We start from the raw sequence: 14,932 nt of genomic DNA, 5'->3' as shown, positions 1-14,932 counted from the left end.
CTTTTGAGCAGGCCAGGCAGGCATTCTCACTCTGGAAGTGGTGCGATTGGTTTCGGCTACATCGGCCTTTTTATGAAAACTCCAAAAAAATGGCACCAACAATGGCTGGCTGCTTAGTTACCCATAGATATCAAAACATGCAAGTGCCACGACCTGTGATTATTTAAAAAAGACTTTGCCACCAATCATTTTAAATGCAGGGGTGCCACGGACCAGCGTGTCCCGGGCAAACTCGGTGCCGCAGCCCGGGCACAGGCCGCCTTGCTCGGTGTGATCCGTTACAATTCGCTCTTTAAAGCACTTAACCAGTGCGCCTTTTCCACCTTTGCGGTATTTATACAGCGGTGCTTTACATTTGGCACAGAAAATATCGACCGTTCTGGTAGGGCCTTTTTTGTTTGGCTTCGCCATAGTTCAGGGATCACAGAGGCAATACATCATGTACTCTAGTATATCTGCTTTATTTTCAGCAAGACAGCGGGCGAGCATGTCGGTGATATTCACTATCGCAGTTTATAGGCTGTAGTAAGATCGTTTGGAGAGGTTTGGTTGAGGTTACAGAAATAAGCAGGCCGCTCTGCGCGACCTGTCGAAAATATTACGATTTTTTCTGATAAATAATACCGGGATTGCAACGCAGCATATCAAAGTCGTTGTTAAGACCGGCCATAGATTCAGAGGCTCCCAGGAACAAATACCCATTTGGGTTAAGTGCCTGAGCAAACTGGCTGATGATCTTCGCCTTTACATCTGGCGAAAAGTAGATGAGTACGTTACGACAAAAAATCACGTCAAACTTACCCAGTAAGGCATAGGAATCAAGCAAATTTAAATGCCTGAAATTAACCATACGGCGAATAGGCTCATTGACTTTGGCCATACCATTGCCACTGTCTGCAAAAAACTTTTTCTTGCGTTCCGGTGACAGGCCACGTGCCAGTGCCAGCGCGTCATATTCTGCATTCTTACACATATCCAGCATGGTATTTGAGATATCAGTACCGACAATCTGCACACCCATTTTGAGCGCACCGGGATTAGTGGTCTGATATTCATTGGCAGACATGGCTATTGAATAAGGCTCTTGTCCGGAAGAACTCGCAGCAGACCAAATTTTAACAGGACGACGCAGGTCCTTAAACTCAGGAAATATTTTAGTCTTGAGCAGTTCAAAAGGATATTGATCGCGAAACCACAGGGTTTCGTTGGTGGTCATCGCATCCACAACGGCGGCACGCAATTGCCGCTCGTGGGGACTAAGCGTTTTACTCACCAAAGCTGACAGAGAGTCAACGCTAAAACGAGACATCAGAGGCGCCAGTCTGCTTTTCACTAAATACAGTTTATTGTCGCCCAGTACAATCCCACACTGTTGTTCTAAAAAAGTGCGAAACTGATCATACTCGCTTTGTTCTAAGTGTTTATTTTCCAAAGTATTACCGCCACTAATTAATCGCAATGAACCCATTTCTTCACGGCTGTTGCCAATTCATGCGGGTTAAATTTAGCAATAAAGTCGTCAGCACCGACCTTTTCGATCATTGCGTGGTTAAATACGCCACTCAATGAAGTATGTAAAATAACATGCAAAGGCGCCAGCTTAGGATCCGCTTTTATCTCGGCGGTGAGGGTGTATCCATCCATTTCAGGCATCTCAACGTCTGAGATCAGTAAGCCTACACGCTCAGTGACGTCATTCTGACAGTCCATCTCCGCAATCTCTTTTAACCGGATCAGGGCTTCTTTACCATTTTTGGCCAGCTCAGTCTGAACGCCCAAAGGCTCTAATGCACGTTTAACCTGATTACGTGCTACCGCAGAATCATCGGCAATAAAGACGATACGCTCACCAAGGTCACGTTGCATCTCCCCATCAGCGACAATTTCCTGACTGACCTCAGTATTGATCGGGCAGATCTCGTTGAGGATCTTTTCTACATCCAGGATCTCTACCAGTTCATTTTCGATTTCAGTCACCGCTGTCAGATAGGAATAACGACCCGCGCCGGAAGGGGGTGGCATTATTTTTTCCCAGTTCATGTTCACTATTCGTTCAACTGCACCGACCAAAAAGCCCTGCACCGAACGGTTGTATTCAGCGATAATAATGAAGCAGTCTTTGATATTCTCAATAGGTGGTCCGCCGACAGCCAACGACATGTCTATCACGGAAATAGTTTGTCCCCTAATGTGTGCAACGCCTCGAATGAAAGCATTGGACTTGGGCATTGCCGTCAGGGGTGGGCACTGTAATACTTCTCTTACTTTGAATACATTGATCCCAAAGCGTTGACGCCCTCTGAGGCGAAATAGTAAAAGTTCAAGTCGGTTTTGACCCACCAACTGCGTTCGTTGGTTTACTGAGTCCAAAATACCTGCCATGTCATTCTCCTGCTATAAAACTGCTTATCGGAACAATGTTTGCTTGTACTCTACCATTCAAAGTCGCCCTTGAAGCGGTGAGGCAAATCACGCAAAATCTTTATACCTTGTTTCACCCCATAAGCATAGTCGAAACATCATGAGTTTGTTAAAAATTACATTATCCGCTTATTTCTTTCCCATAGTGGCATATTTTTTAGCCACGTCATTTGCTTATGGTCAAACCTATGAGTCAAAAGGCATTGAGAAATTAGCAATAGAATTTATCTCGGAGCAGCTCCCAACGCCAACCCAGGCAGAAGAGCAACAACAGGTGTCGGCACTGCCACTGGATACACGCATTCCTGAGCGCCAGTGCCTGCGCCCATTGCAAATTAGCAGCAAATCCAGTCCGCCATTTAACCGTCAGGTCACGGTCATGGTGCGCTGTGACGACCTTGAGTCCTGGGTTCAGTTTGTTCATGTAAAAATCGAAACACTATTACCCGTTATTGTAAGTACCCGAATGTTAGACAAAGGAGTGCTGTTAACTGCAGAGGATGTAACAATCGAGATGCGACCCAAGCACTTTGTCCGTGCTGCCAACATTGACGATATGACCTTGCTTGTTGGCAGTAAAACCAAACGCCGTATCCAGCAGGGCAAGCCGATCAGCATGTTTCAGATTTGCATGATTTGCAAAGGAGATAACGTGACAATCCTGGCCAGTGATGGCACACTGATGATTAAAACCACTGGTATTGCCTTGCAGGATGGGAACTTAGGAGAACAAATCCGGGTCAAAAATGCAAGATCAGGAAAAACGGTGCTTGCAAGGGTGAAAGATGTTGATTCAGTAGCAGTCAAAATCTGATTTTTTTGCTAAAGTATGCGTATAGCTTGCCGATATAAAGGCTGAAGCAATTTAACAAACGGGTCATCATCATGGTAAACAACATTAACGGTCAAAATCAGCCGAACAATGTTGCAACAAATGCAAAGCAACAACGTGCTGAATTACAAAGAAATGAAGCAAGTAATACCGCAGCTAAACCGCAAGCACAGGTAAAAGCGGCTGCCGACTCAGTGAGTCTGACGCCACAAGCACAACAACTCAAGGGGCTGCAAGAAAAAGCGCAGCAAGCACCTTCTTTCGACAGCAAAAAAGTCGATGAGCTGAAAAAAGCCATTGCCGAAGGCAAATATCAGGTTGATGGCGAAAAACTGGCTAAAAATATTGCCGCCTTTGAGTTCGATTTATTTGGATAGAATATAAGTGGACGACCAAACGGTACTGTGTGCCCATCAGCTAACAGCGCAAATCAATCTTCTGGAAGCTCTGACCCAGCTTCTGGATGATGAATTAGAGGCGCTCGCTTCTCGCAACGGAGACAACCTCAAGGAAATCGCGCGCACTAAGCTCACGACCTTAAATCAGCTTCAAAAATTGGACAAAGACCTCTCCAAATACCCGCAAAGCACGTTCAGCCATGACGAAATTGTCCCCTTAACCGACCAGGTTAAAGCGTTATTGTATCACTGTAAGAAACAAAATGACGTAAACGCACAGGCGGCGCATCAGGCACAACTTACAGTGCGTGAACTTAAAGACATTTTGATTGGTGCGCCAACTTCAATGACCTATGGTCAGGATGGCAGTGTGGTGTCTAACATGGGTGAGTTGGTTAAAAACCTCAAAGCCTGATCAGTTTGGTCGGGCTAAGCCTTTGTGGGAAACAAGTTTTTTGTAATCACTAGGATCACGCCAAACACTTCGGCCAGAGTCCCTGCCATATATAAGTTAAGCGTCCACTCCTCAAAGTGCAATTTATCCATACCAACCAGCACCAACACTAAATTCATAATGAATAACTGAACAACCAAAATCCCGATAAACCACCAGGCATATTTCTGCTTCAGGCCTCGATCTGACTCTGCATCTTTGACCTTCTGAACTTGCATGGGGTCCACATTGGTGAACTTGTTTTCTTTGAAGTTATGCTTAATTTGCGCAGCAAACGATGACTGCTCTGCCTTTTGCGCTTCCCTGCTTTGTGCCATTACAACAGCTCCAGCGCATTGAGCTTATATTTGAGTGCTTCAACGGACACACCAAAATGAATGGCCATCTCAAAATGAGCAACTTTCTTACGGTGCAACCGTTTCACTTCTTCATTGGGCATCAGCAAGTTTGCAGCAAACTGGTTGGCAAACACTTCTTCCTCGTCTTCGCCGGTTGACGCGCTCGGACCTCTGAGGTCGATATATTCGTATTCTTTATCTGTGTTGTCAGACTCGATGCGAGAAATATAATGACCCAGCTCATGGGCACAGCTAAACCGCTTACGATTTAAATGATCGTCCTGATGCAGCACAATAACAGGATCGACGCCGGCTTCTTTGATCAACGCCCCGGACACTTTATCCGGCAGCGCCATCTCAACAACTTCCAGCCCAAGTGACTTACAGATAGTAACAGGATCAACCGGAAACTGGCTGTCACACCATAAACGACTAAGCACTTTTTGAGCTTCATTTCTCGGATCCAGCACCGACAAACCTCCTATTGACCTGACCATTCACCTCAGCCGCGCTGAGGCAGTGTGTATATTTAAACAGTATAAATTGAAGGCACACTGAAAGCAAAGGACATAATTTGCCGGTTTTATTGACTAAGCTGCGCTCAGTAATACGTTACCCGTTCCACCTTGCGTGGCTTAACCTCACCAATATACAAATCGTAAACACGCTTCATATCCAGCTCCAGCTCAGTGGTGTAAATATCCCCAACCGCATAGCTCTTCATAACCTTAGCGCCACGAATAAGACCCTGCACCTGGCTGCGTAATCCATCATTTTGCGCCACAGCCCCCTGTACCGTCGTACTGGCACTTAATCTGTGACCATACACCTGCTCGGCCAACTCACGGTAAGCTTCCAGTTTTGATACCTTAATGGCCATCAGCATTTTTTCGCTCTCACTGCTGCCTGGCTGTGAACTTAAAGGGGCATAGCCGACTGCTTTGAGGACCGGGTAAGAGTCGGGCTTCACATAACTGTATTCCACATGTTTATCTATGATAGAGCTACATCCTGCCAGCCCCAGTACCGTTGCAACAGCACAGGACTTGACCAGGCTGACTACCCGTTGATGCCAAAGCGCTCTAAACTGATTCATAGGGGTAACTCCTCTGTGTGGCCCATTGGCCATATCATCAAGTAAGCAATCTGTATGCACAAACCTTGCCAACACCATTGGCACGGGACTTGCTGAGTTAGAACAGAGATTTGCAATCAGTTCGGTAATAAGTCATGAAATTGTCGCGTATTATGAGTGTGTTACTGGCCACCGCCAGTTTTGGGGCCAGTGCAGAGTGGTTTGAAGTCACAGGCTATGCCAATGCCCACACCGAAGACATGGCCGAAGCACGACAAGAAGCCGTACAGGATGCCATTACGCAAGCACTGATCTTCTCCGGAGCAACCGTATCCAGTGTCCAGACACTGGCTGACGGGGTGTTAACACAAGATCAGATCAAGATTAAAAGTCATGGCGAGATCCAGCAAATCAATCTGGTATCCGAACAAAAACAAGATGGTATCGTCAGTGTGACTTTGCACCTGGATATCTTCCCCAAGCTGGAACAGTGCACACAAGCCGCCGTTGCGAAACAAGTGACGATCACGCAAAGCCAGCTCATTCAGCCTCATCAGGCACGCCTGGGTCAAATTTTTGACATTGCCAAGGCCACCAGCGAACGACTTTATCATACCCTGGCACAACGCAAACTGACCGTGAAACCCATTCCTTATCTGGATCATGCGATCAACGCCCGCCCCTTTTTCACTCAACGCTTTGAATATGATGAACAACTGATCGACTCTTTGACCACGCTAAGCAATAGTCAATATGTGCTGATGAGCCAGATCACAGACGTCGCTGCCGGGGAACAAATGAATGACGATTACGCATTCTGGCAGGATGAGGAATACGTGCGCAGCTTTAAAATCGATTTTGTCGCATTCGATGCCCTTACCCGGGATAAAGTGTGGCAAAAACACTATGCCGTCAGTGGCGTCTGGCCTTACGAAAAGACCAAGATTGTTGACGTCTATAGCGACACCTTCTGGCGTACCAATTATGCTAAACAGATCCAGAGCGTTTTTAACAGCGTGGCCCAGGATCTGGACTCAGCCCTGTCCTGTCTGCCCAGCAGAGGCAAAATTTTACATCGTGAGCAGGGCAAGCTGGTCATCAATCTGGGCAGCAACCATGGTATTGAGATAGGCCAGTTGCTGACGATTTCTCATCGCCGGGATATGCAAAGCGCGACCAACCAGTTTTTTGCACAGAGTATCAAAACACTCAATCAGGTGCGTGTCACTCAAGTGAATGCACAAAATGCGATCGCCGAAAATATCTCAAAACGCCCGCTGAATAATATTCAGATCAATGATTTGGTGGAAGTCATGGTACAAAAACAGGAAGATTTTGCGCTGTAAACAGACGTATAGTTTCGTCAACTATAACGTGGCGGCCCCTGCAGGAATCGAACCTGCAACTATCCCTTAGGAGGGGACTGTTATATCCATTTAACTAAGAGGCCACAGCGCGGTGTCAAAATAGTAAGCCTTTTCAGCTTATTGGTCAACCGATTGATTCTTAATAAAAATTAAATACGCTTTTATGAGTAGTGAGGCTGGCAGTGACGCGGTACACGCCCTGCCGGGTTGAGATTATCTGGCCGCGGTTGCGCCTGAATCCAGCACAAAGTAAGGAATAGTCACCATGCAACTGGCAACCACGAGACGGCTTTCAAAGTCCAGCAAACGCGCATTGACCTCAACACCCCGATCACGATAGATCATCGTGCCAGAGAGCACATGACTGGGGTCTGGTTTACCCGGTAAAGCTCTGTTATCCCGTGAAAAAACGAAATCACCGCTGCGCGTGACCTGGATCTGTTGCTGCGACTTAAAATCCAGTGCCGCATAGCCGAGCTTCTGAAAAGCATGGATCAGGTTTTCTGACAGCTGATTACCCAACTGGTTGCTGCTTCGCAGCGTATCATCAAAGCTTACAAAGCTCGTCACCGCCACCGAATGTGGGTGTACGCCCAGCAAAGAGTCGGATAACTCCAGCGCTATCTGAGATGCATAGTTGGCGACCTGTTTACGATGCCGCTCACTCACAAACCCCGGATCAACCGGATGCTCAGCTTCAGGCGCCTGTTCTTCCAACGCCTCGTAAAGCACTTCTATTTCACGAAATTTTGCCACTTTAGGTGTCATGGCAGTGGTCGTTACTGTTGACGAGGCAGGTTGCTTGCCCATCATCTGACAGCCACTCAACATCACGACCGACAGCGTTAAGCCACTCAGAATGCGTGTTTTCATGATCACTCACCCGCTCTTTGTAACCGGATCCCGTCGTGGATCGCACCGTCTCTCAGCGCATTCACCACTGACTGAGGCAAAAACCCTTGTGCTGTACCAACCACCATTTTGCTTTGCATGCCCACTATCCGGGCGTTGACTAAGATCCCGCCCTGGTGATGCGACAGCGTGCCTGCCAGCACGTATTTAAACGGCAGCTCATCAGACAGCTCTAAAAAATCACGGCTGAAAATGAAATCACCATGTTTGGTGACTCGCATAAAATCCGTTGTTTTAAAGTCAATGACCGGCACACCAAAATTATGCAGCTCGTGTATGAAACTTTCAGCAATCTGATTACCCAGCAAAGTCGCATGATTAAAGTCTTCATCTAAAAAGACAAAGCTCGATACCGCAACAGGTGTTTGGTCATTAATGTATTTCACATTACTGATCATGTCTTGCATCAGCTTTTGTACGTAGTGCGTCACGTTTTTGGCCGCCATACGTTGTGATACTGTCATTTGCTGCACCCCTCTGGGGTGCGCCTGAAACTGCTCCGCAGCACTAAACTTGCCAGGTGCCATTGTGGTTTCCTGGTGTTTGGTCATGCCCAGCTGTGCACACCCAAACAAGGTAAGGGTAGGTAACACAAGCGCTATCACAGATTTTTTCATCTTTGTCTCCACTAATACTGGCCGCGATGTAACTTGCCGTCTCGCATTTGGGCTTTTTCATCCCCCCACAATACCGCTTTGGGCACAGAGATGGTCGCAGCGGATGCAGTGCGGCTATCAAGCATAGTGATCAATCGCGCATTGATCGTGTAATGGTCATGGCTTTCACTGATGGTGCCCGTTAGCGCGAGGTCAAATTTATGACGTTCTCGCAATAACGCTATATCACGGCTTAATAAGTTATCGGCACTGTCCGACAAAGTTAAAGTGCGTTGTAACCGAAACTCTACCACTTCCAGCCCCATTTGCGTTACATAGCTGATCAGACTTTCCTGAACCTGAGTGCTCAGGCCACTCCCCTGGTTGCTCGCGAGCGCATTACCCAGCTGGTCAGCAAGATAAAAACTCGTCACCGCGACCGTTGCGCCAGGCTTAAGCGGGCGACTGTGTTCCCCCAAAGCGGCAGCAAGTTGCCCCATATACTGGTGTAATGTCGGCAAGGGGGGCACTTGCTCCACCTTGTCTTGTTCCTGCGCTTTCATTATTCCAGCGCAGCCACTGAGCAGCACCGACAGGGCCAGTGCGACTATCACGGCAGGAAGTTGCATAATGATCACCTCTTTCTATTTGACGAGACAAATGCAAGAAGCGATCCATAATGCGGTTTACGGACATGCTATAACGTGATCGGGTTGTCTGTGTAGTGACTTAACAAACACTGTGGGTGAAATGGTCGGAGTTCAGCACACAGCGCCTGTCCTTGCGCCTTATTTTCAAACGCACCAAGTTTCAGCCGGAAATACCGCTGCCCACGGACCTCCACTTGCTCAACATTAACCGGATGCTGCCGCAACGGTGGATAGTCTTTTAGCAGACGCTGGTGAACGGTTTTTAACTGACTTTGTTTTCTGGTAGAAGCCAGTTGTACTGCAAACTCAGCCTTTTTTTCTGCCACGACTAACCGCTGTTCAGTGGAAGATTCCTTTACAGGTACCTGATCGGGCGCGGTAACTTCGGGTGCTTCTACAAGTGGCGTCGGCACAGTCAGGTGCTGCTCGACAATGCCCGGCGGCTTGTCCACTTGAGCGACCATCACCTCAGACTGTGGCTGACCTGGTGTCAGTGCCAGCTGCAACTGTGTGCTTAACAGGTCAAGGTCCTGTTCAATGGTCAGCAACTCATTAACCTGTGGCGCCACCTGCTGCCACTGCTCAATACTGTGCTTCATCTGTTGTACTTCTGCATTCAACTGCGTGAGTTGCTGCTCTAATTCGACCAGTCGCTGGTCATCCTGACTATTACTGGCACACCCACTGATCAAGCCCAGCAAAGGCCATACCAGGTAAGGTAATAACTTCATAACTCGTTCCCTTTAATGTTTTAATTCTGTGTGTTCAAGTTGACACGGCACGCCCGCTGTTTGCAATGCATTACAACGTTGTTGCAGTTGCGTTGTATCTGCATCATTTTGCGTGAATGCAATACCCAGCGTGTAAGTCTGTGCCTTGTCGTCAAAGAGATAAAACGGGGGATCAGTGATCAATTGACGATGTCGCTGACGCAGCAGCATAGCGTAGGTTTTTAATACCGACAGCGAGGTAAAGCGCCCGACAGAGAGCACCGTAATATCCTGAGTTGACTGGGGTGCCAGCTGCAAGTCAACTTCCACCAGCACATCTCCTTGCTGCGATAACGCCACTTCCACTTGCTCACTGTGTGTCAGTCCGCGCCTCGCGGCATTGGCAACCTGTGCCCGATAGCGACCAGGCTTAATGTCTGTGAATACATAATATCCGTCATATGCAGCCTGGGTGCGTGCAACCTGTACTCCTTGTTCATCCAGCAAAGTTACATCGGCGTAGGGCATGGGGGCGTTTTCTGTCTCGGTTTGTTGGTAAACGACCCCTTCTATTTCACTGGTATTGACCAAAGGCAGCTCCAAATATTCAACGAAACCTCGCCGTGGTGTTATCGCCATCCCTTCAATCGCAGGGATGACAAAAGGCATCTCAAGACTGTCAGTATCAATCACCATATCGGTTTTTTGATTCACCGGCATACCACTGAGTAACACCAGCCCCTGCTCATCGGTGGTGCCTTGCATATAATTTTGCAATGCCCGCACTCTGACTTCGGGTACCACTTCATCTGACTCATCAAACAGACCATTGGCATTATGATCCAGATAGACCTTGACCAGTACCGCGCCATTACTGGCTAATCGTCGCTGACTAAACAGCAGCTGTTCGCTTTGAGGGTGATAGCCAAAGCTAAACTGCCCGTTTATCCCCACTTCCCATTCATCGTAACTGTCGTAACTGAGCTGACTGTTCAAGCGAATTTTGTCGCCCAACCAGTTCAAGCCCAGTTCACCTTTTTGATAGTCAGTTTCAAGCGTCTCTCTGAAACTTAACTCAACGTTAAATTGCTCATTTAGACTGCGATAAAAACGCGTTTCATAGGCAATTAATTCACTGTGAGGGTGCAATTCATAATCAAAAATCAAACGACCAAATATACGCCCCAAACGAGTCTGAAATCTCACCTGACCCGACGTTGAGTGGTCGCCAGCAGCATTGTTAGATTGCCACTGCACCTGATTGCTGATATTCACACGACCTACAGAGAGACTTAATCGATTGGTCAGCAAAGTATATTCTGTATCCTCGTCAGTGCGATTCCATTGCACCTGGTTTTGATATGATAACTGCTTATTCAGAACATCAAACATGCCTGACATACGCATATACAACCCCCGGGTATCACGATAATCATCGTTCACGTGTGAGGTGTTGAGCAATCGACGCTGTGTCTGCCAGCCTGCAGTGATGGCCTGCCCTGCCCATTCAGTTCTGGCACTGACTCTGGCCCGATGCTGCGACTCGCTATCGTGGGATAAATCTAGATTAAGGAGCATTTTGTTCCACAAACTTAACGTACCACCGGTCGTAACGGTGCGTTCAATAAGCGCTTCATTCGACAGCGCCTGAGCGATCCCCCCATAGACTGACATAGTGTCAGACAATCCCAGGTCATAACGACCATGAACATGCCAGCCTGACTGCGTTGTTGGGGCAAGATCATTACTTAAGATTGAGCTACCACTGTCGGTAACCGACACATCGAAATAACCCTGACCAGTTTTCAGCCCGGTCCCCTCAACAAAATAGCTGCGCTGCTCACGCTCAACTTGCCCTTGTGGCCCATACTTAACCAGCTCAAACTGATTACTACCAAAATACAATGGGATACGGTCAAAATCATAACGGCCCGTTTGGACCTGGAGCTGCTGCGCAACCAGCAAGCCATTGTGATACAGTTCGACGTCCCAGCCTGCCTGCACCGAGCCTGTGATCTGAACACTCTGCTCCTGTATTTCAGCGTGCAGCGGCTTATCAGACACCCGCATCCCCACACCTTGTCCGGTGGACTGTCCGTCACCAATATGAGTTGCCTGAATATCACCAACCTCTAACTGTGTTGCCTGCATCTGGCCCAATAGCCGCCCCTGGGCATCCTCCCTTTTCGCTTTAAAGCGACCCTGATCCAGCGCATCACCTTCTGTGCCCGCAACAAAGTACTCTACATTCCAGAATGCAAGATCATGTGCGCCCAGCGCCGAATAGTAAAAAGCATCTTCATCATTGTCACGACGATAACCGAACTGCATATCCATTAAGGGAGAAGATAACATTTGATAAGGGTTAGGCTTCCAGGCGAGTTTCGACGCTGAGCTGGCGCTATGCTGAGCAATCTGGCGATTGGCACGTGCCTGACGTTCCAATGCAGGCAGCGGCAGAGGGGACTGTACCTGCAATCTTTGATCGGTATAGTTAAACTGGAGATCCAACCCAAACCAGTCTGCAATCAGCGCAGACTCGATGAAGACTTCACCCTGCGTGTGGGAGATATCCTGCTCCGAGAGCCGATATTCCTGCTCATTAACCTGCGCTCGTTTTTGCTTACTATCAAGTAAAAAAGTGCGCTCAGGACTAAGATACCAGCCGGTAAAATAATCAGGCTTATCGTCATCGTTAATGGCAAAGTCCAGCACGGCAAACAAACTGCGCAGTTCGACTTGCGCATCGCGCTTACTTTTAACCGCAAACACCTCACCCAGGTACACCCCGTCAGCATAAACAGATAAGAACAGGTCTTCACCTTCTGGGATCCCCGCCTGCTCAGGCTGATTATTCACTGTCAGACTGGCTTGTGACTGAGACAGCTTTGCCTGTATGCGTTGCAGCGTACCGAGGACCTCAGAGAAATCCTGTTGTGGGGTCCCATGTGCTGGCATAGTAAATACACATATCAAAGCGAGCACCACACATAATGCGACTCTAACCATTAACGAGCCTGTATTCAGGGCACAGCAATGGAGAAAATACGCTCGGCAAATGACTGTCCTTTATATTCACCACTGCCTGTATAAACCACTTTTAGCTGCCCGGAACGTACTCCCTGGAACATCTCTGGTGTCAGCAGTTTCAGCTGCAATTGTGCCTGACTGAGCTCCGGATAAATGCTGAAGCTGTTAACCAGTGCTGCCTCCTCCCAGTTCGCTCTGTTTTGGGCTCGCCAGAAAACGCGCACACCGCCAAAAGGACTGGCATCCCCTTTGCGCGACAAAGTCAGGTTAACCGTTTCCAATTTCCCCGTCTTGCCACGGCTCAGAGAGGCTTCATCAATGGACACCTGAGGTGAGGATGCAGACTGACGGTAGATCAGCGGGATGCTGTAGCTCATGATCATATTGAGCCTGATCCCCACCCCTTCCTGATCCTGATTTTTTTTCTCAGGTAATGCCTGAAAGAACAGGTGCGAGCGGTACTCTCCCGCTGCCATGTTTCTTTGACGGCGCAAAGCCAGCTTAACGACCTGACGTTCACCAGGCGCTAGACGAACTTGTTTTGGTGTCATTCTGAGTAAGCCACTCAAACGCATAGGGTTTTCCTGCTCAGACACATCTGTGTAGCCACCTTGTGGCAATGCCAGCTTTTCTTTAAAGCTCAGACGATAGGTTTTATATTCCTGACTGCTGTTAATCAGAAACACCTTGGCACTGCGTTGTCGCTCATCAAAGACAACCCGAGTCGGGGAAATCAATAAGTTCGCGTACACGTGTGTTGTACAAAACAGCAGGGCGAACAATACGATGTGGGTAATATACTTCATTGAATTTTGCCTATTTTACTGCTCATGAAGGCGAGTCCCGGTGTTTACCGGCTAATAGCTAAGTTAATAGCTTACTTCGATACTGACTGTCGTTGCATATTGACCATCTACATAGAGCGCTGCTGAAGCCTGGCTTTGTAACGTTCCGCCAATTAGCAGACGGGCGCGGCCATCCCGGTCGGTGAATACCCTGGCAGGATGATGTAGCTTAGTCACACTCAGCTTTCCCGCAGTGATTAGGTTACTATGCGCCAATTGGTCATTGAGCAAATCAGTCGATATATTCAGATAAACACCCGCAGGAAACGATTCCAGCAGGAGTTCAGCCGGGTGCCCTTTTTTGATCACATGAATGCTACCCGATGAGCTGGTGCCACCTCCAGGTGACACAACAACACTGCTTGCAACACTGGGGTCCGCCACAATAATAGTGCCGAAACTCAGATCCGCATTATGTATAATATTGGCCTGACTGCACCAGCTACAGAACAAGCCCAAAAACACAAACAGCGCCTTCATGGGAGACCAGCGGGCACCTTGCCCGCCTCTGCACACTAGTAGCTTAGCTCTACGTTAAAAGTGCCTTCATATTCGCCATCAAGGTAATTACCCTTATCTGCGCTCTCAGTGGTGAGTGTCGCGCCCACATTAAAGGCAATTTTACCATCAGCATCAGCCTGAACCGTTGTTGTTGCAGCAGCAGGGGTGGTGCCTGAGGTCACATAATAAGTAAAAGCGCTCAGCTTAAAACCCGGTGTGCCAGGTGGCAGGCTTTGTGGTAGCACATCCGTTTCTGTCGGGTCAGTAATGGTCAGTGATGCATAAGGTGCGACGCCATCAACAGTAAACTTGGCAGGAGAGCCTGGCTCAAGGATAGCAATTTCGGCTTTAGCCACATCCGTAGAAGCGGCTCGCGGTGCCGTATTTGGGTTAGCAGAAATAACCAGGGTGGCCGTTTCTACACCACCCGTGTCACCACTGGCTCGAATTGTACCAAAGCTCAGCGGCTCAGTATTTTCAAAAGTGAAGACATTTTTTACTGTTACTGACGCTTTAAACTCTGCAGGCTGTGCAGTAGTCAGTGCCGGCATTACAGCCAGGATTGAGAGTAGAGAGTACTTTTTCATTAACTTTTCCATCAGTTTATCCTTTTTATTAAATAGCCGTATCCGTAGTCGGCCAACAAATTCCATGTGCATCGCATCACCAATGCACACGTAAAACCACAACTTTATAGTTATTTTTAATCATTGTTAGAGTGCCCTTGGGTAGAAAGGTGCTCAAACTTGAATAAAAACACTACACAGACATCTAATATATCGTACCTGAATACTAAAACTTTA

At 47.9% G+C, this 14,932-nt stretch carries 18 protein-coding genes and 1 tRNA gene; 4 read left to right on the top strand and 15 right to left on the bottom strand.

Features of this window, described 5'->3' with window-relative positions; all coding sequences use genetic code 11:
- Positions 1-159 precede the first annotated feature (159 nt).
- From AT705_RS17100 to AT705_RS17090, 3 genes are all read right to left on the bottom strand, one after another.
- Positions 160-411, bottom strand: coding sequence for a hypothetical protein (locus AT705_RS17100; protein ID WP_058797482.1), 252 nt, complete (start codon positions 409-411; stop codon positions 160-162).
- Positions 412-598: 187 nt separating this feature from the next.
- Positions 599-1,432, bottom strand: coding sequence for a CheR family methyltransferase (locus AT705_RS17095; protein ID WP_058798041.1), 834 nt, complete (start codon positions 1,430-1,432; stop codon positions 599-601).
- Positions 1,433-1,449: 17 nt separating this feature from the next.
- Entirely contained in the window at positions 1,450-2,382 is a 933-nt protein-coding gene (locus AT705_RS17090; protein WP_058797481.1) for a chemotaxis protein CheV, read from the bottom strand.
- A gap of 139 nt (positions 2,383-2,521) precedes the next feature.
- Here AT705_RS17090 and flgA point away from each other — a divergent pair, with 139 nt between their 5' ends.
- The 3 genes from flgA (at position 2,522) to flgN (ending at position 4,066) form a co-directional block, all read left to right on the top strand.
- Positions 2,522-3,235, top strand: coding sequence for a flagellar basal body P-ring formation chaperone FlgA (gene flgA, locus AT705_RS17085; protein ID WP_058797480.1), 714 nt, complete (start codon positions 2,522-2,524; stop codon positions 3,233-3,235).
- Between the two features lie 71 nt (positions 3,236-3,306).
- A complete protein-coding gene (gene flgM / locus AT705_RS17080; RefSeq protein ID WP_049864732.1) occupies positions 3,307-3,630 on the top strand; it encodes a flagellar biosynthesis anti-sigma factor FlgM in 324 nt (107 codons plus the stop codon).
- 7 nt (positions 3,631-3,637) lie between these two features.
- Positions 3,638-4,066: a flagellar protein FlgN gene (gene flgN / locus AT705_RS17075; RefSeq protein ID WP_058797479.1), complete on the top strand. Its 429-nt coding sequence runs from the start codon at positions 3,638-3,640 to the stop codon at positions 4,064-4,066.
- Between the two features lie 14 nt (positions 4,067-4,080).
- Here the strand turns inward: flgN and AT705_RS17070 are convergent, their stop codons facing one another.
- The 3 genes from AT705_RS17070 to AT705_RS17060 form a co-directional block, all read right to left on the bottom strand.
- Complete coding sequence (locus AT705_RS17070; RefSeq protein WP_058797478.1) at positions 4,081-4,422, bottom strand: hypothetical protein; 342 nt, start codon at positions 4,420-4,422, stop codon at positions 4,081-4,083.
- Complete coding sequence (locus tag AT705_RS17065) at positions 4,422-4,913, bottom strand: ImmA/IrrE family metallo-endopeptidase (protein WP_010386771.1); 492 nt, start codon at positions 4,911-4,913, stop codon at positions 4,422-4,424. The genes AT705_RS17070 and AT705_RS17065 overlap by 1 nt, the downstream gene beginning before the upstream one ends.
- Positions 4,914-5,044: 131 nt before the next feature.
- The gene (locus tag AT705_RS17060; protein WP_058797477.1) at positions 5,045-5,539 is read right to left on the bottom strand and encodes an LPP20 family lipoprotein; all 495 of its coding nucleotides are present in this window, start codon (positions 5,537-5,539) and stop codon (positions 5,045-5,047) included.
- A gap of 152 nt (positions 5,540-5,691) precedes the next feature.
- Here AT705_RS17060 and AT705_RS17055 point away from each other — a divergent pair, with 152 nt between their 5' ends.
- On the top strand, positions 5,692-6,864 hold the full coding sequence (locus tag AT705_RS17055) for a flagellar assembly protein T N-terminal domain-containing protein (protein ID WP_420492124.1): 1,173 nt from the start codon (positions 5,692-5,694) through the stop codon (positions 6,862-6,864).
- A 29-nt stretch (positions 6,865-6,893) separates the two neighbouring features.
- Here AT705_RS17055 and AT705_RS17050 read toward each other — a convergent pair.
- From AT705_RS17050 to AT705_RS17010, 9 genes are all read right to left on the bottom strand, one after another.
- Positions 6,894-6,968: transfer RNA gene (locus AT705_RS17050), tRNA-Arg, on the bottom strand.
- Positions 6,969-7,098: 130 nt separating this feature from the next.
- On the bottom strand, positions 7,099-7,758 hold the full coding sequence (locus AT705_RS17045) for a FlgO family outer membrane protein (RefSeq protein ID WP_058797476.1): 660 nt from the start codon (positions 7,756-7,758) through the stop codon (positions 7,099-7,101).
- Between the two features lie 2 nt (positions 7,759-7,760).
- Positions 7,761-8,414 (bottom strand): FlgO family outer membrane protein, encoded by a 654-nt coding sequence (locus AT705_RS17040; RefSeq protein ID WP_058797475.1) that lies wholly within the window; start codon positions 8,412-8,414, stop codon positions 7,761-7,763.
- Positions 8,415-8,425: 11 nt separating this feature from the next.
- Positions 8,426-9,022, bottom strand: coding sequence for a FlgO family outer membrane protein (locus AT705_RS17035; RefSeq protein ID WP_058797474.1), 597 nt, complete (start codon positions 9,020-9,022; stop codon positions 8,426-8,428).
- A gap of 68 nt (positions 9,023-9,090) precedes the next feature.
- On the bottom strand, positions 9,091-9,774 hold the full coding sequence (locus AT705_RS17030; RefSeq protein WP_058797473.1) for an SPOR domain-containing protein: 684 nt from the start codon (positions 9,772-9,774) through the stop codon (positions 9,091-9,093).
- Positions 9,775-9,786: 12 nt separating this feature from the next.
- Positions 9,787-12,762 carry a hypothetical protein gene (locus AT705_RS17025; RefSeq protein ID WP_157576826.1) on the bottom strand — a complete coding sequence of 992 codons (2,976 nt, stop codon included), beginning with the start codon at positions 12,760-12,762 and terminating at the stop codon, positions 9,787-9,789.
- A gap of 14 nt (positions 12,763-12,776) precedes the next feature.
- The gene (locus AT705_RS17020; protein WP_058797471.1) at positions 12,777-13,589 is read right to left on the bottom strand and encodes a fimbrial biogenesis chaperone; all 813 of its coding nucleotides are present in this window, start codon (positions 13,587-13,589) and stop codon (positions 12,777-12,779) included.
- Between the two features lie 63 nt (positions 13,590-13,652).
- On the bottom strand, positions 13,653-14,108 hold the full coding sequence (locus AT705_RS17015) for a DUF4402 domain-containing protein (protein WP_058797470.1): 456 nt from the start codon (positions 14,106-14,108) through the stop codon (positions 13,653-13,655).
- 35 nt (positions 14,109-14,143) lie between these two features.
- Positions 14,144-14,716, bottom strand: a complete 573-nt coding sequence (locus AT705_RS17010; RefSeq protein ID WP_237113742.1) for a DUF4402 domain-containing protein — start codon at positions 14,714-14,716, stop codon at positions 14,144-14,146.
- Between the last annotated feature and the right edge of the window lie 216 nt (positions 14,717-14,932).

It is taken from the genome of Pseudoalteromonas rubra (assembly GCF_001482385.1).
Classification (GTDB): Bacteria; Pseudomonadota; Gammaproteobacteria; order Enterobacterales; family Alteromonadaceae; genus Pseudoalteromonas; species Pseudoalteromonas ardens.
The sequence above is the reverse complement of the archived record's forward strand: the minus strand, read 5'-3'. Positions and strand labels throughout refer to the sequence as shown.

Bases quoted from the DNA above. Each gene is read 5' to 3' on its own strand.
- AT705_RS17100 (WP_058797482.1), bottom strand. From the start codon at position 411: ATGGCGAAGCCAAACAAAAAAGGCCCTACCAGAACGGTCGATATTTTC.
- AT705_RS17090 (WP_058797481.1), bottom strand. From the start codon at position 2,382: ATGGCAGGTATTTTGGACTCAGTAAACCAACGAACGCAGTTGGTGGGT.
- flgA (WP_058797480.1), top strand. From the start codon at position 2,522: ATGAGTTTGTTAAAAATTACATTATCCGCTTATTTCTTTCCCATAGTG.
- flgM (WP_049864732.1), top strand. From the start codon at position 3,307: ATGGTAAACAACATTAACGGTCAAAATCAGCCGAACAATGTTGCAACA.
- AT705_RS17070 (WP_058797478.1), bottom strand. From the start codon at position 4,422: ATGGCACAAAGCAGGGAAGCGCAAAAGGCAGAGCAGTCATCGTTTGCT.
- AT705_RS17060 (WP_058797477.1), bottom strand. From the start codon at position 5,539: ATGAATCAGTTTAGAGCGCTTTGGCATCAACGGGTAGTCAGCCTGGTC.
- AT705_RS17055 (WP_420492124.1), top strand. From the start codon at position 5,692: ATGAGTGTGTTACTGGCCACCGCCAGTTTTGGGGCCAGTGCAGAGTGG.
- AT705_RS17045 (WP_058797476.1), bottom strand. From the start codon at position 7,758: ATGAAAACACGCATTCTGAGTGGCTTAACGCTGTCGGTCGTGATGTTG.
- AT705_RS17040 (WP_058797475.1), bottom strand. From the start codon at position 8,414: ATGAAAAAATCTGTGATAGCGCTTGTGTTACCTACCCTTACCTTGTTT.
- AT705_RS17035 (WP_058797474.1), bottom strand. From the start codon at position 9,022: ATGCAACTTCCTGCCGTGATAGTCGCACTGGCCCTGTCGGTGCTGCTC.
- AT705_RS17030 (WP_058797473.1), bottom strand. From the start codon at position 9,774: ATGAAGTTATTACCTTACCTGGTATGGCCTTTGCTGGGCTTGATCAGT.
- AT705_RS17025 (WP_157576826.1), bottom strand. From the start codon at position 12,762: ATGGTTAGAGTCGCATTATGTGTGGTGCTCGCTTTGATATGTGTATTT.
- AT705_RS17020 (WP_058797471.1), bottom strand. From the start codon at position 13,589: ATGAAGTATATTACCCACATCGTATTGTTCGCCCTGCTGTTTTGTACA.
- AT705_RS17015 (WP_058797470.1), bottom strand. From the start codon at position 14,108: ATGAAGGCGCTGTTTGTGTTTTTGGGCTTGTTCTGTAGCTGGTGCAGT.
- AT705_RS17010 (WP_237113742.1), bottom strand. From the start codon at position 14,716: ATGAAAAAGTACTCTCTACTCTCAATCCTGGCTGTAATGCCGGCACTG.